The following is a 21,962-nucleotide window of genomic DNA, read 5'->3' as shown; positions in this document are numbered from 1 at the left end:
CCTGCGTCCGCACCAAATTCAATTTATGGAGAAAATTATGACGTATCCACGGATACGGCGCACCCTTTTGTGCGCCCTGATTTCCTGTTCTGCCATGACAGCACCGACTATAGCGCAAATGACGCCCGGCGCGCCAGTACGCACTTTCGTCGATGTAAATGGCGTAGATCTTATTGACGGAAGCCTCACTGTGCAAGGGCCTGCCATGACCCTTGGACAAGATGGAGCATATGTCATCTATCAGCGTTGGACCAAAGGCAAGTCCCGATGGAGTGATAATGTCACTGCATTCATTCAGGAAACGGGAACAACCATTATCATCAGCATTGGTGGGTCAAGCGACAGTTTCGTCATTTCAGGTACCGGTTATGATTCCACCGAAGGTAATGGATCCACGCTTACATTTGATAGTGTCGCCAAAATATACACTTATCGCCGCAAGGATGGCACAACTGCCAGTTTTGACAAGAAAAAACTCAATGACTGGGTTCCCTATAGCAATGGCGGTTTAATCACCAATGTGACGCGCCCAAATGGAGAGCAGCTTAATTACACATATGAAAATATTGAATATTGCTCTGCATTCAAACCCAAGTCAGGTGGAGGATTTTCCTGCACACGGAAAGGCAAAGCATATCGGATAACCAATATTAATAGTAGCTTGGGCTATATTCTTACGCCAACTTATGACGGATATACTTGGGTTTATGTTGACGACGACCCTTTTACACGGCCTGATTTTTTTCTTTGGTCCGCGCCCATTGGAATGAAAGGGGCCAATGCGGCAAATCCTTCGGTAACGCTTGTAAGCCAGAGCTTCACCAACGATCAGATCACGGAACCTTTATCACGCACAACAAACTATCGTTGGATAGATAGCAATATTGCAGGCGTCACTCTGCCGGGTAGCACTGCAGAATCCATCACGGCTGATTATGTAGGGGGGCGTGTATCCAATTTGGTCACGCTCAACGGCACCACAACTTATAGCAGCAGCGACGCCGGAAATATTCGCACTGTCACAGTAACAGATGCACTTTCACACGCGACTACTTACACTTTCGACATTGCCCTCCGCCGGCTCACCAGCGTCACCAACCCCTTGTCGCAGATGACAGCCTTTGCATATGATAGTTATGCGCGGCAGACTAAAATGATAGCGCCTGAAGGAAATTATATACAATCAAGTTATGATGCACGGGGCAATGTGACGGAAAGCCGGGCGGTTGCTAAAACGGGATCTGGTCTAGCGGACATTGTAACCAGCGCATCCTATCCGGCAACATGCGTCAATGCCTTGACTTGTAACAAGCCTATCTGGACCAAGGACGCCAAAGGCAACCAGACCGATTACACCTATGATCCCACGCATGGTGGTGTCACGACGGTCACCGCGCCTGCCGATGCGAACGGTGTGCGCCCGCAAACCCGTAACAGCTATGCGCTGACCAATGGCGTCTATAAGCTTTCTGGCCAATCAACCTGCCGCACTACGGCAAGTTGCGCCGGCACGGCAGACGAGACCAAAACCACCATTGCCTATAATAGCAATGCGTTGCCGACCACAGTCACGACGGCGGCCGGGGATGGATCGTTGAGCGCAACCACCACCGCAACTTATGATGCAGTGGGAAATGTCAAAACGGTCGATGGCCCGCTTGCCGGAACAGGCGACACCATCACCTACCGATATGATGCGGCGCGTCAGCTTACGGGCGTGGTCAGTCCAGATCCAGATGGTAGCGGCACACGTCTCCCTACCGCACAGCGCATCACCTATAATCCGGACGGATTAGTCAGCAAAACCGAAAGCGGCACCGTTGCAAGCGCAGCGGATGCAGACTGGACCGGCTTTACCCCGGCCCAGGCGCTTGAAACCAGCTATGATGCCAAGCACCGCCCGATCAAACAGGAACTGAAAGCGGCGGGTACCACACATAGCGTCACGCAAACCAGCTATGATGCCTTAGGCCGCGTCGAATGTAGCGCACAGCGTATGGACCCGGCGCAATGGGGATCGCAGACCAACGCTTGCATAGCCCAAACCAGCGGTCCCAACGGCCCCGACCGTATAAGCAAGCAAGTCTATGATGCGGCAGGCCGAGTGACCAAAGTGCAAACCGCTGTCGGCACCCCTGATCAGGCGGACGAGGTCACGGCAACCTATACGTCCAACGGCAAGGTCGAAACCGTGACCGATGGTGAGAATAACCGCACCACTTATGTGTATGACGGCCATGATCGCTTGTCACAAACCCGCTACCCGCTTCCGACCCAAGGCGCGAATGCCAGTTCGACCATTGATTATGAACAGTTAAGCTATGACGCCAACAGCAATGTCACCCAGCGCCGTCTGCGTGATGAGCAATTGGTCAATTTCGGTTATGACAATCTGGGCCGTCTCACCTCCAAAAACCGCCCCGGCAGCGAAGCCGATGCAAGCTATGGCTATGCTCTCACCGGCGCGCTCAAAAACGCAACCGAAAGCGGCAAGACGATCACGCTCGGCTATGATCCGTTAGGCCGCGTGACCAGCCAATCGGACGGCACATCGACCTTCACCGCGACCTATGACCTTACGGGCAATCGCACGCGGTTGACCTATCCCGACAGTTTTTATGTCGATTATAATCGCGATGTGACCGGCAATGTCACCGCCATTCGTGAAAATGGCGCCACATCCGGTGTCGGCGTGTTGGCGACCTATACCTATGATAATTTAGGCCGCCCCACCTCGGTCACTTATGGCAATGGCACGAGCCGGAGCTTTAGCTATGATCCGGCCTCGCGTCTGGCGACTTTGGGCGTCACTATGCCAGCAGCGCCTGCGTCGAACCTAAGCCAGAGCTTCACCTATAACCCGGCCTCGCAGATAGCGAGTGTGACGCGGTCGAACGATGCTTATGCGTGGAACGGGCACACCAATCGCAATGACAGCGCGACCGTCAACGGTTTGAACCAGATGACCGCGCAAGGATCGGTGCCCCTCACCCATGATACACGCGGCAACATCACCGGCGTTGGGGCATCGGCTTACAGCTACACCAGCGACAATATGCTGAAGACCGGTCCCGCTGGCACGAGCTTAGCCTATGACCCGCTGGGCCGCCTGCAATCGGTCACACAAGGCAGCAATGTCACCCGGTTCGGCTATGATGGCAGCGATCTGGTGACCGAGCGTGATGGCAGCAACACACTCACCCGTCGCTATGTCCACGGCCCCGGCACCGACACCCCTATCGTCTGGTATGAAGGTGCAACCACCAGCGACCGCCGCTTCCTGCACGCCGACGAACGCGGCAGCATCGTTGCGGTAACCAACAGCGCAGGCGGCGTGGTCGGGACCAACCGCTATGACGACTATGGCGTGCCAGCCGCGACCAATATCGGCCGGTTCCAATATACCGGGCAAACATGGATGCCGGAACTGGGCCTCTATAATTACAAGGCTCGCTTCTATGACCCCAAGCTTGGCCGGTTCATGCAGACGGACCCGATTAGCAAGGAGGACGGCATGAACCTTTACGCCTATGTTGGTGGTGACCCAATGAACAAGAGTGATCCCACAGGAAAATTCGGATTGTTCGGCGGTTGTCCCGCAGGAAGCCGTTGCTTAAGTACCAACCCAGACTCTTCAAATGCAAATGACGGCTACCGTAATGCGAAACTGGGACAGGAAATCAGAGAAGTCATTCCCGGTATTTCAAAAGCTGGCGTTAACCAGATTATCGGTTGTATGAATAACCCTACAATGGCCTGTATGGGAGCGCGAATGATTGGAGCGCCGTTATCGGCTGGATTAGTAACACCCTTAACTATGGCAGGAATATATGAAGGGTACCGCACTTTTGGAGATAATCCAAGGCCGATTAGAAATGGTGGGGTAGGAACATCACGAGCTAATGGATTATGGATGGCAGATTTAAATAAAATCGCCAATCTCAATAACATTCAAAATCCATTGCCGGCCATAGTAGAGCGCAGATACGGAGTACAAAATATTGGAAATTGGATATACATACGCGCTCCCACTCAGGCGGTATTGCGTCACATACCGACTGGGATTCAGCTAAGAGTTGGCCTAAACGGCCCTCGAATAGATTTACCTGCAGGAACAAAAATTGGAATTGGGGCATTTGATTACGCTGCTTTTAGTGAGGTAGTTCATTATGATTATTAAAAATCACCTAGAGAACGTAATATTTCATACTAGTGAAAATAGAAAAATAGATTTTTTGAATGAAAAATTTGAATGTAGTGCAATTTTATTCCGTGGGTCGGAAACGTCAATTTATTTATATGCAAACTTCATAGAAGTTGATGGAGATCTTCCTTTTGAAAAATTCATAATTTTCAATATTTTTCCTTCTCAAATAGAAAAAACAATTTTGAAAAAAATTAATTTTATCACAAATATAATTAATAAATCTGAAACTTTGTTATCATTATCAGACCATTTACCAGGGATAAAATATAAAAATAATTTATTTAAATTTTCATCTGAATTTGAAAATTCAAATAATTATTTTTCTGCAAATAATATAAATTATAATGTTGAAATTATTTCTGGATATTATAAATTTAATATTAGCATAGATAATATCGGGCTTCTATCGGTAAAAATATCATTGCTATAAGGGGCTTCGGCCCCTCTTTTTTCGCCTCCGCCCCACCTCGGTCACTTATGGCAATGGCACGAGCCGGAGCTTTAGTTATGATCCGGCTTCGCGTCTGGCGACTTTGGGCGTCACTATGCCCGCAGCGCCTGCGTCGAACCTTAGCCAGAGCTTCACCTATAACCCGGCCTCCCAGATAGCGAGTGTGACGCGGTCGAACGATGCTTATGCGTGGAACGGGCACACCAATCGCAATGACAGCGCGACCGTCAACGGTTTGAACCAGATGACCGCGCAAGGGGCATTGAGCCTCACCCATGATGCGCGCGGCAACATTACCGGCGTTGGCGCATCGGCCTATAGCTACAGCAGCGACAATATGCTGAAGACCGGTCCCGCTGGCACGAGCTTGGCCTATGACCCGCTGGGCCGCCTGCAATCGGTCACACAAGGCAGCGCTATCACCCGGTTCGGCTATGATGGCAGCGATCTGGTGACCGAGCGCAATGGCAGCAACACACTCACCCGCCGCTATGTCCACGGTCCCGGCACCGACGCGCCCATCGTCTGGTATGAAGGTGCAACCACCAGCGACCGCCGTTTCCTCCACGCCGATGAACGCGGCAGCATCGTTGCGGTAACGAATGGCACGGGCGGTATAGTCAGCACCAACTGCTACGACGAATATGGCGTGCCGAGTGCGACCAATATCGGGCGGTTCCAATATACGGGACAAACATGGATACCCGAACTGGGCCTCTATAATTACAAGGCTCGCTTCTACGATCCCAAGCTGGGCCGGTTCCGGCAGACCGACCCTAGCGGTTACGGTGATGGCATGAATGTATCCGCCCATGTCGGCGACGATGCGATCAATATCGGTCGATCCGACGGGGATGAAAGGCAATAAATGTGACCCTGAAGTATATATTTGTGTAAGTGACGGAACAAATCCGCCGCTCGAATGGCCCTCATTTGATTGGAGCAGGATAATTGATATCAGTTTCAATATAGCAGATTTGGGTGTGGACTCAGGCGACCCTATTGTTGTCACAGGGGAGAAGCCAGCAAAGCAAGGCCCCCCAGATTGCAGGGGCTATGGGCCAAGAGTCAGTCTGGGAGTAGCATTAGGAGGCACGCTGTTCGGAGCACCCGGTTTTTTGAAAGGTGTCGAAGCACCATCATAGGGTGGCAGCGCATCTGGTTCATTATCCTTTCCCATTCCGATCACATCACTTTTATCTAGAAATTACCGGGCGGACACAGTTAATTGTTAGTAGAAGTGCGACAGGGATGAGAGGAGCAGATGCCTTTGGGGGATTAGGTCCTAGTCTTCTTGTTGGAGGATCATGGGATCATACGTCGACCGGCCCAACTAGTGGTAGGCGTTTGCAGATAGGCGGTGCAGACGGCTTTGGTGGAGAACTAGGCCATACCTAGGGTTCTGGGAGCTTTGACATCACACTTGGGTCAAAATATGGGGCTGGATTATACGCGGGAGGCGGAAATTCGTCAGGATATAATTATGCATTTTGCTTAATAAAATAGGTGGAAAATGCCTAAATACATAAAATATTTTTATTTGATATTCGTGCCTATTATTTTGATACCTTTGGCATCCTTGATTTACAGATGGGTATACGGAAAAAATATAATAGACGGAACGAATTATCATGATGATATGAATTCATTTATTTCAGCAATTGGAATTTTGCTTTTTTTGCTTTTTGTACACATGGTAGTTAAAATTATTCTAGATAATTATTACAAATAGGGGCTTCGGCCCCTCTTTTTCGCCTCCGCCCCACCTCGGTCACTTATGGCAATGGCACGAGCCGGAGCTTTAGTTATGATCCGGCTTCGCGTCTGGCGACTTTGGGCGTCACCATGCCAGCGGCGCCTGCGTCGAACCTTAGCCAGAGCTTCACCTATAACCCGGCCTCGCAGATCGCCTCGGTGACGCGGTCGAACGATGCGTATGCGTGGACCGGCCTCACCAACCGCAATGATAGCGCGACTATTAAAAGCCTCACCCAGATGATCGCGCTATTTTCGCGCCTCCCCGATATAATCCAAGCTAACCGGTTGCTTCCTGCCCCCGTTCGGTCCTAGAAAACCCGCGCGATGACTTCTTCTTCCCCTTTTGCGGCTGAAAATGCGCCTTTACCGCCTGCGCCTGCTGGTCTGTTCATCGGGGATGCAGGAAAAATACGCCATTTGTTTCCGGTGCGTATCTATTATGAGGACACCGATCTTTCGGGCATCGTCTATCATGCCAATTATCTGCGCTATATGGAGCGGGCGCGGTCGGATATGTTGCGCCTTGTCGGCATCGACCAGCGCGCGGCGTCCGAAGGCGGCGAAGGCCATTATGCGGTCGCCGACCTCCAGATCAAATATCGCAGCCCCGCGCGGCTTGACGATGAGCTTATCGTCACCAGCACGGTCGAGGCGGTGCGCGGCGCGAGTTGCACCATCCGCCAGCTTATCACATGCGGTGACATCATCCTGACCGACGCGACTGTTACCGCCGCTTTCATCACACCCGAAGGCCGTCCGCGCCGCCAACCGGCGGACTGGGTGCGGCGCTTCCAAACTTTGCTCAACGGAGAGTTTTCCGCTTTATGACTTTGTCGACCCTGCTCCTGTCCGCAGCCGCCGCGCCCGCGACACTTGCCACCGAAGCTGCCAGCCTGTCGCCTTGGGCGCTGTTCCTTCAAGCCGATGTGGTGGTGAAGGCGATCATGATCGGGTTGCTCCTCGCCAGCCTTTGGACCTGGTGGGTGATTTTCAGCTTCTGGATCAAATTAAGCGCGGCCAATAAGGAATCCGCCAAATTCGAACAGGAATTCTGGCGCGCCAAGGATGTGGACGGCTTTTATCAGGCGCACGCAACCTCCGTCACGCCCTCGGCCAAAGTGTTTGCCGCTGGCCTCACCGAATGGCGGCAATCGACGCGCGGCCCCAATATTGACCGCGACGGCACGCGCGAACGGCTCGCAACGGTGATGAACGCGGCAACCGCAACCGAGGTCGATAACCTCGCCGACCGGCTCAACATTTTGGCAACAGTAGGATCGGTCGCGCCGTTTGTCGGCCTGTTCGGCACCGTCTGGGGCATTATGCGCAGCTTCACCGCGATAGCAGCGCAGCAGAACACCAATCTGGCCGTCGTCGCGCCCGGTATCGCCGAAGCCTTGTTCGCGACCGCCATCGGCCTGTTTGCGGCAATCCCGGCGGTCATAGCCTATAACCGCTACAGCCACGGCCTCAACCGCTTCGAAGCCAAGCTGAACCGCTTTGCCGATGGCTTCCATTCGACCCTGAGCCGCGAATTGGAGGCGGCGCAATAATGGCGATGGGCGTGCATAAACATGGCCGCAGCGGGCGCAACCGCCGCGCGCCGATGGCCGAAATCAACGTCACGCCGCTGGTCGATGTGATGCTGGTGCTGCTCATCATCTTCATGGTGACCGCGCCCTTGCTGACCGCAGGCGTACCCGTGGACCTCCCCGATAGCCGCGCCAATCCGCTCAATCAGGAACAACGCGATCCGGTGACCGTCAGCATGGACGGCGATGGCTCCATCTATATCGGTGAAAATCTGGTCGATGCAGCCAGCCTGCCCGACCGTTTCGCCGAAATTGCTGCCGACACGTCAGGCGAAGGCAGCCCGCCTGCGGTGCTGCTGCGCGCCGACCGGACCCTCGATTATGGCGCGGTCATGCAGGTGATGGGCGAATTGAACCGGGCCGGACTGAACCGCGTGCAACTGGTCACGAGCGGTTCAGTTGAAGGCCAGTAGAGACAGGATCATGGCCACAAGCTGGGATGCGACACCGCCGGACATGACGGGCCGGACGCCCAAAGGTTGGGATAAGGCCGACAGGACCGCGCTCGCCGCTTCGGTGGTCGCGCATCTGGTCCTGTTCGGTCTATTGTCGCTCACACTCAAATCGTCGGATGTGCCATCGCCGCCCAAGCCGATGACGGTCGAACTGATCGCCGAAACCGACTTGGAAGCGACATCGACCAATCCGAGCGATGAAATACCCGCCGCGATGCTGGCCGATGAAGAGGGGCCGGTCGATGATGCGGCAGCGCCCTTGGAAGCAACGCCGCTCCCCGAACCAGAACCGGTCGTGACACCGACGCCTGCACCGCCGACCCCGGTGCGCAAAGTGACTCCACCCGCGCCGCCCAAACAGGTGAGCAAGACCGCCGTGCTGCGCGATCCTCCCAAAAAGGTCACGCCCAAGGCTACGCCCAAACAGGTTGTGAAAACCCCGCCCAAGGCTGCCCCCAAAGCGGCCGCCAAAGCCCCTGCCCGCTCCGCTGCCAAAGCCCCGCCCGCCAAGTCCAAAACACAGGCGAAAGCCGGTAGCGGTTCGGGCAAGGGCAGCGCCGCGCGGCCGACCGGCGATCTTGCGGGCATGGTGGGTGCGGTCGGCAAAGCGCCTTCCCGCAGCAAATCCACCGGCGCACCGGGGCGCTCGGCGGCACAAATCCGCCAGTCGATTACCACCAATATCGGCAATCAGGTGCGCGGGCCTTGGTCGCGCTGCGCCGTGACCGGCATCGATGTGGACGAACTGCTCACCACGGTCAAATTCCGGCTAAACCGCGATGGCAGCCTTGGCGGCTTCACCTCGACGACCACCGCGGGCGTCAATGAAAGCAACCGCGCGCAACAAGCGCGTCATCAAGAATGTGCAAAAAAGGCTATCCAGCAAGCCTCGCCCTTTACGGGGCTACCGCCTGAACATTATGACTATTGGCAAAATTATGAATTCAAGTTCCAGAAGAGGTAAACGTCCGATGATGATCCGCACCGTCTCACTGTTTCTGGCCGCTACCTCGGTCTTTGCAGCGCCCGCCTTGGCTCAGGATGCGCCGCCGGTGACGCCCACCGCACAAACCCCGCCGAGCGAGCTTGTCATCGGCGAAGGCGACCGCAGCGAACGCACCATCATCGCCGTCCCCGCCTTTGCGACCCCCGCCAATGTGCCGACCAGCGCGGAAGGCGGCAATACGCAGACATTGGGCCGGAATATCGCACAGATCATTACCTCCAACCTTGAACGCTCCGGCCTCTATAAGCCGATGGGTCCGGGCCAGGTGCGCGCCATCGGCTATGGCGAGGTGGCCGCGCCCCAGTTCGGAAGCTGGAAGGGCATTGGCGCAGAAGCGTTGGTGCAAGGCTTTGTCCGCGCCAATCCGGACGGCAATCTGACCGTCGGCTGTTATCTTTACGATATCGACCTCGGCTCCGAACAGGCGCGTCAGGGCTTTGTCGTGACGCCCGCCGATTGGCGGCGCGCGGCGCATAAATGTTCGGACATGATCTATTCGCGGCTCAGCGGGGAAAATCCCTTCTTTGACAGCCGCATCGCCTATATCGCCGAAACCGGCCCAAAAGGCGCGCGCAAGAAGCAGCTTGCGATTATGGATTCGGATGGCGGCAATCATAAATTCATCACCGCCGGATCGTCGATTGCACTGACGCCGCGCTTTTCGCCGGATTATAAGTCGATCCTCTACCTATCCTATCTCGGCGACCGTCCGCGCATTTTCATTTATGACATTGCGACGGGCAAGCAGAAACTGGTGGTGGAAAATAACAACCCCACGCTCGCGCCGCGCTGGTCGCCCGATGGCCGCACTATCCTTTATTCGATGGCGGTTGCGGGCAATACCGACATTTACAGCATCAGCGTCAATGGCGGCACGCCCAAGCGGCTCACCACCTCGCCCGGCATTGATGTGGGCGGCAGCTTTTCGCCCGATGGCAGCAAGATCGTATTCGAAAGCGACCGGTCGGGCGGGCAGCAGCTTTATGTGATGAACGCCGACGGATCGAATCAGCAGCGCATCAGTCATGGCGGGGGCCGTTATGCGACGCCCGAATGGAGCCCGCGCGGCGATTTGATCGCTTTTACCAAAATGGCGGGCAATTTCCGCATCGGCGTGATGACCCCTTCGGGCGGCGGCGAGCGTTTGCTTACAAATAGTTGGCAGGATGAAGCCCCGACCTGGGCCCCTAATGGCCGTGTCATCCAGTTTTTCCGCACCTCGCAAGGGCGTGACGGCAAGTCATCGGTGTGGCAGGTTGATGTAACCGGCGTCAATGAACGCAAATTGCCGACACCGGTAGATGGGTCCGATCCGGCTTGGGGTCCGATCCTCCAATGATTTTTCCAGAGCGGGTAGAACTGAAAGAAGAGGAGAATAGAATGAAGAAACTCCACACCCTTGGCATGGTCGTCGCCGCTGCATTGGCCATTACCGGCTGCGCCAAGAAACCCCCGGCAGATATTCCGCCTCCGGCCGGAAGCGACGGGACGGGCACCGGAACCGGTACGGGCGACGGCACGATTGTGCCGGGATCGCAGCAGGATTTTGTGAGCAAGATCCAGTCGGACCGCATCTATTTCGGGCTCGACAAATTTGATGTCGATGCCGAAGATCGCGCCATCCTTGACAGTCAGGCTGCGTGGCTGCGCCAATATTCCAATGTCCGCGTGACGATTGAAGGCCATGCCGACGAACGCGGCACGCGCGAATATAATATCGCGCTGGGCGAACGCCGCGCCAATTCGGCGAAAAACTATCTCGCCTCGCTCGGCATTGACCCCGGCCGCATCATGGTCGTGTCCTATGGCAAGGAACGCCCCGAAGCGCTCGGCTCGAACGAAGAAGCCTGGGCCCGCAACCGCCGCGCGGTAACGGTGACGGTGCAGTAATCCCCTTCCCCTCCCGCCTGCGGGAGGGGAAACGAAGCCTTATGGCCGTGAGCGCCAGCGAAGGGCATTAGGCGAAGTCGGGGAGGGCAGGTTTGTAACAGGCCCTCCCCCGACCCCTCCCGCAAGCGGGAGGGGAGACCCACACAAAAAAAGGCTGCGCTCCCTTTGGAACGCAGCCTTTTTCTTATCTAGCGAAGCGTAAATTTACGCCTGACGGGTGCCCGTCATCGGCATGGCGCCGAAAGCGCCCGCATTGACCGAACCGGTGATGGTGTCGCCGTCGATGGTGGCTTTGCCTTCCAGCGTCATCGGCATCGGGACTTTCATGTCCATCTTCCAGGTGAGCGTGTCACCGTCGATCTTGCCGTCATAAATGTCCATCGAACCAAGCGCACCTTCATTCTTGCCGGTGAAGGTGTCGCCGTCGACCACAACGGAGAAAACCGACTTTTGATCGCCCATCGGCGTCTTGGTCATGCAATCATAGGTGCCTGCAACATTCGACATGATTAAATCCTATCCTGAATTAAACGAATCACTTTTATACATCGATGTCCAAATTCATTTGGTCGCCGTAGCGTCAAACGATACTTCTTCGATCGGCATACCTAATGCTTGTAGCTGAGGCTTGATTTTGGCGCTATCACCAACAACCACCCAGACAAATTTATTAGGATCAATGAGCCGCTTGGCTGCATTTTCCGCATCCGCTTGGGTCATTTTGCGATAGGTTCCGGGCAAGGTTTCGACATAATTGGCCGGACGTTCCCGCATCCGGTCGGCGAGCATTTGCCCAAGGACCGCACCCGACGTTTCATAGGAACCGGGGAGCGACAACACGCGGCTGTCAATCGCGCGCTTGAACTCGTCGGCGGTGATCGGCTTGCTGCTCAAAATCTCGCGCACATTCTGGCGCAAGGCTTCGACCGACGGGCCGGTCTTGTCCTGCTGGACAGGAGCCTGAAGGCGCAGGTTCACCGCATTTTCGTTAAAGCCCACCCCCGAATAAGCGCCATAGGACCAGCCCTTGGCTTCACGCAGATCCATGAACAGGCGCGCGGTGCCGCCGCCGCCCAGCACATCATTGGCAATAGCCAGCGGCTCGTTGGCCTCTTTTGACGTGGTGTTCAAAAGCTGCGCGCCGATGATGATCGATTGCGGCGATCCGGGACGATCGACCAGCACAATACGCTCGCGCGCAGCGGCAGGCGCGGTCAGATTTTTCTGCGCCTTGGCACTGGCAGGCGGCACCCATTGGCCGAACCGGCTGTTAAGTTCCTTGGTTATCGCCGCAAGCGTGGTGTCGCCCGTCACGAAAATTTCCAGATTATCGGGACGGATCCATTGCGCATAAGCGCGTTGCAAATCATCGCGCGTAATCGCGGTCACATCAGCGACGGTGCCGGTCGGCGGCAAGGCATAGCCATGATTTTTGCCATAAAGCGCCTGCCCCACCGCGCGCGCGGCAAGACCGCCGGGGTTGGTGAGTTCGGACTTGATACCCGCAATCTGCTGGGTGCGCAGACGTTCGATTTCCTGCGCGTCGAATGCGGGGTTTTTGACCACATCTTCCAACAGGTCGAGCGTCGGGCCAAGCTTGGCGGTCAGCGCATCGGCATTGAAGAAAGTGCGGTCGAGCGTCGAGCCCACATTAATCTGTGCGCCCAGCCTTTCTTCGGCTTCGGCAAGCTGGCTGCTATTCTTGGTCTTGGTGCCTTCCTGCACCACGCCGGTCATCAGCTTCATCAGGCCGGTCTTGTTGGCCTGATCCGCCGAATAGCCCGCATTGAATTGCAGCGCGACCGATACTGTCGGGATTGCGGTGCGGCGCGCGAAATTGACGCGCACGCCATTTGCGAGCGTTGCGGTTTCCACCTTGGGGAAGGTCACATCGGCTACCGGCGTGACCGGCGGGAAAGTGCGCTTCGGCCCCGGAGGTGCAGCGGTCGTATCGGGCGAAACCTTGGGCTTACCCGTATCGGTTGCGCCTACGCCTTGCGATTCTTCATAAGCCGGGCGCTCGCCGGGCTCGACCTTGATCATGAGCGGCGGACGCGTCAGCCATTTGGTGACCGCCGCATGGGCCTGAGCCGGTGTCAGCGCGGTCAGTTGCGCGAGCTTCTTTTTATAGAGTTCGGGGTCATTGCCATAGAGCAGCCCTTCGGCCAGCGTCACCGCTTTGCCGCCAAAGCCGCCCACTTCTTCCAGCCCGCGAATTTGTCCGGCCGCCGTCACCATTTTGACGCGATCCAGCTCATCCTGTGTCGGACCGGTTTTGATGAAATCGGCGATAACCGCATCCAGCCGCGCGGCGACCTTGTCCGGATCCTGCCCCGGCAAAACATTGGCCGAAATATCGAGGAAGCTGAGCTGTGAGTTATCCTGAAGGTTAAGGCTCACTGACGAGACGAGCTTTTCTTCGCGCACCAGCACATTGTCGAGGCGCGAACTCGCAAGACCGCCCAGCGCATAAGTCGCTGCCGACAGCGGAACGAAATCGGGGTCGAGCTTGCCCGGCATGGTCCAGCTACGATAGATGCGGGTTTGCGCAACTTTGTCCTTCATCACCTTGGCGACGGGCGCGGCCAAGGTCGGGATCGAGACTTGCGGCGTTTTGATTGCGGGTCCGCGCGGAATATCGCCGAAATTTTTGGCAACCAGCTTTTTGGCGGTCGCAAGGTCGATATCGCCTGCCAGCACCAGCACCGCATTGTTCGGGCCATAATTGCCCTTGAACCAGTCGCGCACATCGGCAAGGCTGGCCGCATCAAGGTCCGCCATCGACCCGATGGTCGAATGGCCATAAGGATGTTCGGGCGGAAGCAGGCCGGCAAGCTGTTCATATTCGACCATGCCATAAGGCTGGTTATCGCCCTGACGCTTTTCATTCTGCACAACCATGCGCTGGTTATCGAGTTTGCCCTGCGTCACGCCGCCGAGCAAATGGCCCATGCGGTCCGCTTCAAGGAACAGCATCCGGTCAAGCGCGCCGGTCGGCACATTCTGGAAATAGTTGGTGCGGTCGAACCAGGTCGTCCCATTCTGCGCGGTCGCGCCCAAAGCTTCGGTATAGCCGAAGAAATCATCGGGGGCATTTTCCGAACCGTTGAACATCAGATGCTCAAACAGGTGCGCAAAGCCGGTCTTGCCCTTGGGCTCATGTTTGGAGCCGACACCATACCAGATCGACACCGCCACAATCGGCGCCTTGCGGTCTTCATGGACGAGGACGCGCAGGCCATTGGGCAACGTAAAGCTTTGATAGGGAATGTTGACCTGCTTGACGATTGCCGCCGCGTCCGAGCTTGTCGTGGCCGCAGCCTTGGGGGCCGCCGTTGCTTTCGCCTGTGCGGTTACATTCGCCTGTGTTTGCGCCAAGGCCGGGGTTGCCACCACCAGCGCGAGGGTTGAAACCACCCCTGCTGTCAAAATCCTTACCCGCATCGTCCACCTCCTGAAGCGTTCAAAATTGTCGTTGAACCGAGGGATAGACGATAGAGGCGCGCGCGCAATAAGATTTCACGGGAGGGCCGGAAAATTTTACTCCGACTTTATGGGCGAATATCCGTTCATCGTGAATCCGCCCCGCTCTCGCACCAAATGCGCTCTCAAAACGAGCAGTGACGCAACCATTTCACAAAACGGACATTAAAAAGGGGCAATTTCAGCGGATTGCTTATGCGTCCGCAGTTCAGGAGTCCTCCATGTTAACCGACCTGTTCCGTTCGAAACCCAAAGCACAGGATATATGGGAAGCGCGCGGGATCATCGCCCGCTATGGCGACGGAGCCTATGACAGGATGCTTGCGCGCGCCGAAAGCTCGGCCCCCGGATCGCGGGATCGTGCACATTGGAAGCGACTCGCCAAGGTCGTCGAGCATATCCAGAGCGAGTCGCAAGAGAGCACTGCGGCCTGACATCCGGTTGGCGGGCGGCTTATCAAAGCCGTTCGATCAGAACCGGCCTGTCAGAATTGGCCGCCACCCAACGCCACATAGAGCGTCACCAGATTATCCGCTTGGGCGCGGCGTAGCTGGATGAGCGCCTGTTCGGAGGCGAACAGATTGCGTTCGGCGTCCAGCACTTCAAGATAGTTGGACACGCCTTCCCGATAACGTTTGCGGGCCAAATCCGCGATGCGGCGGGTGGCCGCGGTGCCGCGTTCCTGCACCGCAACCTGTTCGGCAAGATAGCGGCGGGCGGCAAGCGCGTCCGACACTTCGCGGAACGCATTTTGCACGGTCTTTTCATAGGTCGCGACCGCGATATTTTCGCGCGCTTCGGCCACCGTCAGATTGGCTTTGCGGCGGCCCATATCGAAAATCGGCAGGCTGATTTGCGGGCCGAAACTCCACCCCAGCGCGTCCCCGCTGAATAATCCGCCAAGCGAGGTTGACCCGAATCCGGCATTGCCGGTCAGCGAAATCGAAGGGAAGAAAGCCGCGCGCGCTGCCCCGATATTGGCGCGGGCCGCACGCAATTGCTCTTCGGCCCCCAATATGTCGGGCCGCGCGACCAGAAGGTCGGACGGCAGGCCCGCGGTCAGCGCAGGCGATTGGGTTTGTGCGGCCAAGGGGAGCGGTGCTGGCAGCGGCTCTGCCACCGGCCCGCCGACGAGGAGCGCGAGATAATTATCATATTGCGCTTGTGCGAGCCGTAGCCCGGCAAGTTCGGCCTGCGCTTGTGTCAGCAAGGTTTCCGACTGCTTATAATCAAGCGCGGACGTCACGCCCGCATCAAGCCGACGCTTGGCAATGCGCAGGCCATCTTCGCGGCTTTTGACCGTGGCCGCCGCCAGCGCAATCCGTTCTTCGGTTTCGCGCGAGGACAGATATGCCCCCGACACATCGCGGATGAGCGTCAGCCGGAACGCGCGTTCGGCCTGCACGGTCGACAAATATTGCCGCCGTGCCGCTTCGGACATATTTTTGACGCGGCCCCAAAAATCCAGTTCGAACGAGGTGATGCCGACACCGATCGAATAGGAGGTGCTGACGTCCGGCCCCGGCGGGCTCGATAGCGGCGAAAAGGCGCGGCTGTTGGTCACCGCCCCGCTCGCCCCGATGGTCGGCATCCGGTCGGCGTCCTGTATACGGTAAAGCCCGCGCGCTTCTTCGATCCGCGCCACCGAAATGACAAGGTCGCGGTTGCGTTCCAACGCCTGTGTAATCAGCCGCTCCAGCCGCTGGTCGGCGAGAAAATCGCGCCATGCGATCTCGGTCGCGCGCTTGCCCGGCACCACATCATTGGCAAAGCCTGCCGGATATTCGGGCGCGGTCGGGAGCGCGGGCTGCTGGTGCGGCGGCGCAAGATTGGTGCATCCCGCAAGCGAAGCCGTGGCGAGAAGGGCAATGGTTTTACGCATGGGCCGGACCTTCCTCCTGATGGCCTGTTACGGCCTCATGATGGCCTTTTTCGGTCGGCGCGGGCGGCCTTCTGCGGCTCAGCCATTTGCGCACCGACAGATAGAAAACGGGGATGAAGAAGATGCCGAAAAGCGTCGCGGCAATCATCCCGCCCATCACACCGGTGCCGACGGCGATGCGGCTTGCGGCCCCTGCCCCGCTCGCAATGACGAGCGGCACCATGCCGAGGATGAAGGCAAGGCTGGTCATGATGATCGGGCGCAAGCGCAGCTTGACCGCTTCCATCGTCGCATCGAGCGTGGACTTGCCTTCGGCTTCCTGTTCGATGGCGAATTCGACAATCAGAATCGCGTTTTTGGCGGCCAGCCCGATGATGGTGATAAGCCCGACATTGAAATAAATGTCCGCGCTCAAGCCCCGGAACATCGAGAAGATGACCGCGCCCAGCACGCCGAGCGGCACCACCAGCAGCACCGCAACCGGCACCGACCAGCTTTCATATAGCGCGGCGAGCAACAGGAACACGACCACCAGCGACAGGCCGAGCAACATGCCGATCTGCCCCGACGATTGTTTTTCCTCGAAGGAAATGCCGGTCCATTCATAAGCAAAGCCCGGCGGCAATTGCGTCGACAACCGCTCCATTTCCGCCATCGCCTCGCCGGTCGATTTGCCCGGTGCAGGCTCGCCCGAAATGGTCATCGACGGATAGCCGTTATAGCGTTGCAACTGCGGCGCTTCGGCGGACCAGCTTGCATTGGCGAACGAGCCGAACGGCACCATTTCGCCCTGCGTATTGCGCACCTTGAGGTTCAATATATCCTGCGGCGTCATGCGGCTCGCGGCATCGGCCTGCAGCAATACGCGCAGCACGCGCCCGTCGCGGGTGAAGTCATTGGCATAGGCGCTACCGAAATTAATCCCGAGCGTTGCCGACACATCGGCAATTGACAGGCCCAATGCGCGTGCCTTGGTGCGGTCTATATTGAGCTTGAGGACCGGCGCATCTTCCTGTCCTTCGGGGCGCACATTGGCGAGCAATTTGCTCTGTGCCGCGCCGCCGAGCATCTGGTTGCGCGCGGCGAGCAGGGCTTCGCGCCCGTTGCCGCCACGATCTTCCAGCTTGAAGGTAAAGCCGCTTGCGGTGCCAAGTTCGGGGATGGAAGGCGGGCTTAGCGTGAATACCATCGCTTCCTTGATGCCCATAAACGCGCCCATCGCCTTGCCCGCAATCGTATCGGCGCGGTTTTCCGTGCCCTTGCGATCGTCCCAATGTTTCAAAGGGGTGAACATGATCGCGTTCGATTGGCCCTGCCCGAAAAAGCTGAACCCGCGCACCAGCACCATATTCTGCACTTGCGGCTGGGCGGAGAAGAAAGCCTTGGCCTGACTGGTCGCAAGGTCGGTGCGCTGCGTCGTCGCGCCCGGCGGCGCCTGAATAACGGTAATCAGATAGCCTTGGTCCTCCTGAGGCAGGAAGGAGCCGGGGAGGCGCATGAATAGCAGGCCCGTGACCGCGACCAGCGCGACGAATACGGCCAGCCAGCGCAGCGGACGCGAAAGCATCTTGCCGACGCCGCCCTGATATTTGTCTGTCGTGCGGCCGAACCAATTGTTGAACCAGTCAAAGAAACGGTCGACCCGCTCGCCCACCGGCCCGCGCCGCTGGGTTTCTTCATGCGGCTTCAACAATGTCGCGCACAAAGCAGGCGTCAAGGTCAGCGCAAGGAAGGCCGAAAAGCCGATCGAGATCGCCAAGGTCATCGAAAATTGCCGGTAAATCCCGCCGGTGGACCCGGGGAAGAACGCCATCGGGATAAACACCGCGATGAGGACGAGCGTGATCCCGACAATCGCCGAGGTAATCTGGCCCATCGCCTTCACCGTCGCTTCATAAGGCGGCAAATGTTCTTCGGACATGATGCGCTCGACATTTTCAATGACGACAATCGCGTCATCGACCAGAATACCGATGGCCAGCACCATGCCGAACAAGGTCAGCACGTTGATCGAATAGCCGAGCATCCACAGGCCAAGACACGCGCCCGCCAGCGCAATCGGCACAACCACCGTCGGAATGACCGTCGCGCGCCAATTTTGCAGGAACAGGAACATGACGAGGAACACAAGGATCATCGCTTCGACAAGCGTTTTCACCACTTCGTCAATCGACAATTGGATGAACGGCGTAGTGTCATAAGGCACCGACCAGGCAAAATCGGGCGGGAAGGTTTTTTCCAGTTCCGCCATGCGCGCCTTGACGCCCTCTGCGGTCGAAAGCGCGTTCGCGCCCGGCGTCAACTGGACGGCCATACCGGCCATCGATTTGCCATTGAGTTCCGACGAGAAAAGATAGCTTGCCGCGCCCAGTTCGACGCGCCCCACATCGCCCAAGGTTACCGCCGAACCATCGGGATTGGCGCGCAGGATGATTCCGGAAAATTGCTCCGGCGTCGTAAAGCGGCCTTGCGTCGTAATCACCGCGTTGATTTCGGTCCCCGACGCAATCGGCTGGTCGCCAAGCTGGCCGCCCGGTGTCTGGCTATTCTGTTCCTTGACCGCGCCCAAAACTTCGCTTGCCGACAGGTTGAACGTGGCCAGCTTGTCGGGATCGAGCCAGATGCGCATCGCATATTCGGGCGCGAACGCCTGAACATTGCCGACGCCCGGCACACGCCGCAATTCGTCGAGCAGGCGCGTATTGGCGTAATTGTTGATGACCATCGGGTCGGTATTGCCCGACTTGGAGGTAAGCGCGACGATCATGAGGAAGCCGGAATTCGCCTCCGTCACCTGAATCCCTTGACGCCGCACTTCTTCTGGCAAGCGTTGCTCGACGCGGCGCAGGCGGTTTTGCACCTCCATTTGCGCCGCATCAATATCGGTGCCGGATTCAAAGGTCAGCGTAATCGAGGCCGCGCCGTTCGACTGGCTGCTCGACGCCATATACAGAAAGCCTTCGACCCCGTTCAGCTCCTGCTCGATCACCTGCGTGACATTTTGTTCGAGCGTGGAGGCATCCGCGCCGGGATAGGTCGCGCTGATCGTCAGCGATGGCGGCGCAACCGACGGATATTGCTCGATCGGCAAACCGCGTAGCGCGATGAAACCCGCCATCAAAATGCCGATAGCGATAACCCAGGCGAAGATGGGGCGGTCGATGAAGAAACGGGGGGACATAAAGACCTTTTCCGTTATTGTTTCGCAGGGGCCGCAGCGGCAGGCGCGGCCTTGGCAGGCGGTTTAGGCGCGCCGGGCTTATAGGGCACGGGCTTGACCGGCTTGCCCGGCTGGATTTTTTGCGCGCCATCAACCACCACCCGGTCGCCGGGCTTCAATCCTTCAAGGATAGACCATTGGCCGTCGGACAATTCGCCGACCTTTACCGGCCGCGCGGTCGCATTATTTTTGGCGTCCAGCACCATCACGCTCGCCCCTTCGGCGGCCATTTTGACCGCGCGCTGCGGGATGCGCACGCCATCGGGGCGGGTGCCGGCCAAAATCCGCGCACGGACAAATTGGCCGGGGAGGAGGATATTGCCGGGATTCGGGAATTCGGCGCGCAACGCCGCAGTGCCGGTCGCTTCATTGATCGACAGGTCAAGGAAATCGAGGTGGCCGACAACCGGATGGACGCGGCCATCTTCCAGCACCAACTGCACTTCGACCCGCTCCAGTTGCGGCAGGTTGAGCTTGCCCGACCCGATATCGTTGCGCAGCGCCATAAGGTCCGCGCTTGATTGGGAAAAGTTCACATAAACGCGGTCAATCTGTTCGATGGTGGTGAGCAAAGTCCCCTGCCCCGCACTCACCAGCGCGCCTTCGGTCACTTGGGCGCGGCCGACACGACCCGAAATCGGTGCCGTCACCGACGCATAGCCCAGATTGAGCCGTGCCGAATCCAACTGCGCGCGCGCCGATTGCACATCGGCTTCGGCGGTGCGCTGCGCGGCAATCGCCGCTTCATATTCCTGACGGCTGATCGCCTGATCGGCGAGCAAGGGCTGGTAGCGATTGACCACCTGCCGCGCATTGGTGGCCGAAGCCTGCGCGCGCGCAAGGCTCGCATTGGCGGCATTGGACGCCGCGCGCATCTGGCGCGGGTCAATCTGGAACAGCGACTTGCCCGCGCCGACAAAACTGCCTTCGTCAAACAAGCGGCGCTCGATAATGCCATCGACCCGCGCGCGCACTTCGGCGGTGCGGAACGCCTGCACACGGGCGGGCAGTTCGATGACATTGGGAACCGGCGCGCTGCTCACGGTCACCACCGTGACTTCGGCGGGCGGCATTTGCGGCGGCGCACTTTGGGAACAAGCAGCCAGCGCCAATGCGATGGCCGATCCGTAAACTACCCGGAGGCGGCGGACGCTTTTCATGAAATCACCCTGAAGATATTTTAATCCGATGTCCAAACGCAGAAACTGCGAAGGGGTTGCATTGCCCTGTAATCGAAATTACAGAATTGGCAAGAGAGTAGTGAGAGAAAAATCGTGACCAAAACAATCTATTGCCCTGAGGACCGTCCCAAGGCCGGTTCGCCCGCATCGCGGCGCGACGAACGGCGAAGCGCGATTATCGCAGCGGCCGAGGCTTTGTTTCTGGAGCAGGGCTATGACAATACCAGCCTTGCCGAAGTGGTGAAACGGTCGGGCGGATCGCTTGCAACGCTCTATGAAATGTTCGGCAATAAAAAAGGCCTGCTGCGCGCGATTGCCGAACAATGGCGCGACGAGGCACAGCATTGCCCGTTTGGTGACGAAGAAGTGGCGATGCCCCCGTCCGCCGCGCTCGCCCATTTTGCGCGGTCCAAATTCGAGATCATGAAGTCGCCCCGCACGGTCGCGCTTGCCCGCATGATTGTCACCGAAAGTTTCCGCGACCGCGACTTTGCGGTGGGCATGTATCATGGCGTGCATCTGCCGACGATCCAGAAGCTCGCTGACCTGTTTACCGCATGGAACCGCGAAGGGCTTGCCAATTTCCCCGACCCCGCCGCCGCCGCGCGGCTATTCAACGCGATGATTTTTGCCGACGCCCATTTCAAAACTTTGGTCGGCATTGATGAAGGCGGCATAGAACGCCAGCAGTTGGAGTGGAGCATCCAGCTTTTCTGCGAGACGTTCGAAGTGTGTTGAGGCATGTTGCTGATTGGCGCGCGCGTGGTGCAAATACCGCGCCCGACCGCCGCAATCACCCTTCCCCCTCCCCGCACTTAGCCTTGTAAAATCAGGCGA

At 57.6% G+C, this 21,962-nt stretch carries 16 protein-coding genes; 11 read left to right on the top strand and 5 right to left on the bottom strand.

The annotated features are described in order from the left end of the window. Window positions 1-94: 94 nt before the first annotated feature. From DMP17_RS12420 to pal, 9 genes are all read left to right on the top strand, one after another. Window positions 95-4,180: an RHS repeat domain-containing protein gene (locus DMP17_RS12420; RefSeq protein WP_337829389.1), complete on the top strand. Its 4,086-nt coding sequence runs from the start codon at window positions 95-97 to the stop codon at window positions 4,178-4,180. Beyond that, window positions 4,170-4,637 (top strand): hypothetical protein, encoded by a 468-nt coding sequence (locus DMP17_RS12415; RefSeq protein ID WP_337829388.1) that lies wholly within the window; start codon window positions 4,170-4,172, stop codon window positions 4,635-4,637. The genes DMP17_RS12420 and DMP17_RS12415 overlap by 11 nt, the downstream gene beginning before the upstream one ends. Window positions 4,638-4,752: 115 nt before the next feature. Beyond that, window positions 4,753-5,526 carry an RHS repeat-associated core domain-containing protein gene (locus DMP17_RS12410; RefSeq protein WP_337829387.1) on the top strand — a complete coding sequence of 258 codons (774 nt, stop codon included), beginning with the start codon at window positions 4,753-4,755 and terminating at the stop codon, window positions 5,524-5,526. A gap of 1,214 nt (window positions 5,527-6,740) precedes the next feature. Beyond that, the gene (locus DMP17_RS12405) at window positions 6,741-7,244 is read left to right on the top strand and encodes a YbgC/FadM family acyl-CoA thioesterase (RefSeq protein WP_337829386.1); all 504 of its coding nucleotides are present in this window, start codon (window positions 6,741-6,743) and stop codon (window positions 7,242-7,244) included. Further along, a complete protein-coding gene (gene tolQ, locus DMP17_RS12400; protein WP_337829385.1) occupies window positions 7,241-7,969 on the top strand; it encodes a protein TolQ in 729 nt (242 codons plus the stop codon). The genes DMP17_RS12405 and tolQ overlap by 4 nt, the downstream gene beginning before the upstream one ends. Then, the gene (gene tolR, locus DMP17_RS12395) at window positions 7,969-8,421 is read left to right on the top strand and encodes a protein TolR (protein WP_337829384.1); all 453 of its coding nucleotides are present in this window, start codon (window positions 7,969-7,971) and stop codon (window positions 8,419-8,421) included. The genes tolQ and tolR overlap by 1 nt, the downstream gene beginning before the upstream one ends. Window positions 8,422-8,431: 10 nt before the next feature. Beyond that, a complete protein-coding gene (locus tag DMP17_RS12390; RefSeq protein ID WP_337829383.1) occupies window positions 8,432-9,427 on the top strand; it encodes a hypothetical protein in 996 nt (331 codons plus the stop codon). Window positions 9,428-9,434: 7 nt separating this feature from the next. Further along, entirely contained in the window at window positions 9,435-10,808 is a 1,374-nt protein-coding gene (gene tolB, locus DMP17_RS12385; RefSeq protein ID WP_337829382.1) for a Tol-Pal system beta propeller repeat protein TolB, read from the top strand. After that, entirely contained in the window at window positions 10,805-11,359 is a 555-nt protein-coding gene (pal, locus tag DMP17_RS12380; RefSeq protein ID WP_337829381.1) for a peptidoglycan-associated lipoprotein Pal, read from the top strand. Before tolB ends, pal begins: the two co-directional genes overlap by 4 nt. 204 nt (window positions 11,360-11,563) lie before the next feature. Here pal and DMP17_RS12375 read toward each other — a convergent pair whose 3' ends face one another. Next, window positions 11,564-11,866: a hypothetical protein gene (locus DMP17_RS12375; RefSeq protein ID WP_337829380.1), complete on the bottom strand. Its 303-nt coding sequence runs from the start codon at window positions 11,864-11,866 to the stop codon at window positions 11,564-11,566. Between the two features lie 54 nt (window positions 11,867-11,920). Next, window positions 11,921-14,803, bottom strand: coding sequence for a M16 family metallopeptidase (locus DMP17_RS12370; protein ID WP_337829379.1), 2,883 nt, complete (start codon window positions 14,801-14,803; stop codon window positions 11,921-11,923). A gap of 260 nt (window positions 14,804-15,063) precedes the next feature. Here DMP17_RS12370 and DMP17_RS12365 point away from each other — a divergent pair, with 260 nt between their 5' ends. Continuing rightward, complete coding sequence (locus DMP17_RS12365; RefSeq protein WP_337829378.1) at window positions 15,064-15,276, top strand: hypothetical protein; 213 nt, start codon at window positions 15,064-15,066, stop codon at window positions 15,274-15,276. A gap of 50 nt (window positions 15,277-15,326) precedes the next feature. Here the strand turns inward: DMP17_RS12365 and DMP17_RS12360 are convergent, their stop codons facing one another. The 3 genes from DMP17_RS12360 to DMP17_RS12350 are packed head-to-tail and all read right to left on the bottom strand — an operon-like array spanning window position 15,327 to window position 21,017. Next, a complete protein-coding gene (locus DMP17_RS12360) occupies window positions 15,327-16,724 on the bottom strand; it encodes an efflux transporter outer membrane subunit (RefSeq protein ID WP_337829377.1) in 1,398 nt (465 codons plus the stop codon). Beyond that, on the bottom strand, window positions 16,717-19,905 hold the full coding sequence (locus DMP17_RS12355) for an efflux RND transporter permease subunit (protein ID WP_337829376.1): 3,189 nt from the start codon (window positions 19,903-19,905) through the stop codon (window positions 16,717-16,719). Before DMP17_RS12355 ends, DMP17_RS12360 begins: the two co-directional genes overlap by 8 nt. Window positions 19,906-19,919: 14 nt before the next feature. Beyond that, complete coding sequence (locus DMP17_RS12350) at window positions 19,920-21,017, bottom strand: efflux RND transporter periplasmic adaptor subunit (RefSeq protein WP_337829375.1); 1,098 nt, start codon at window positions 21,015-21,017, stop codon at window positions 19,920-19,922. A gap of 201 nt (window positions 21,018-21,218) precedes the next feature. Here DMP17_RS12350 and DMP17_RS12345 point away from each other — a divergent pair, with 201 nt between their 5' ends. After that, window positions 21,219-21,863, top strand: a complete 645-nt coding sequence (locus DMP17_RS12345; protein ID WP_337829374.1) for a TetR/AcrR family transcriptional regulator — start codon at window positions 21,219-21,221, stop codon at window positions 21,861-21,863. Window positions 21,864-21,962 lie beyond the last annotated feature (99 nt).

Source organism: Pseudonocardia sp. TMWB2A (assembly GCF_017312135.1).
This window is presented reverse-complemented; position numbering and strand designations above follow the sequence as displayed.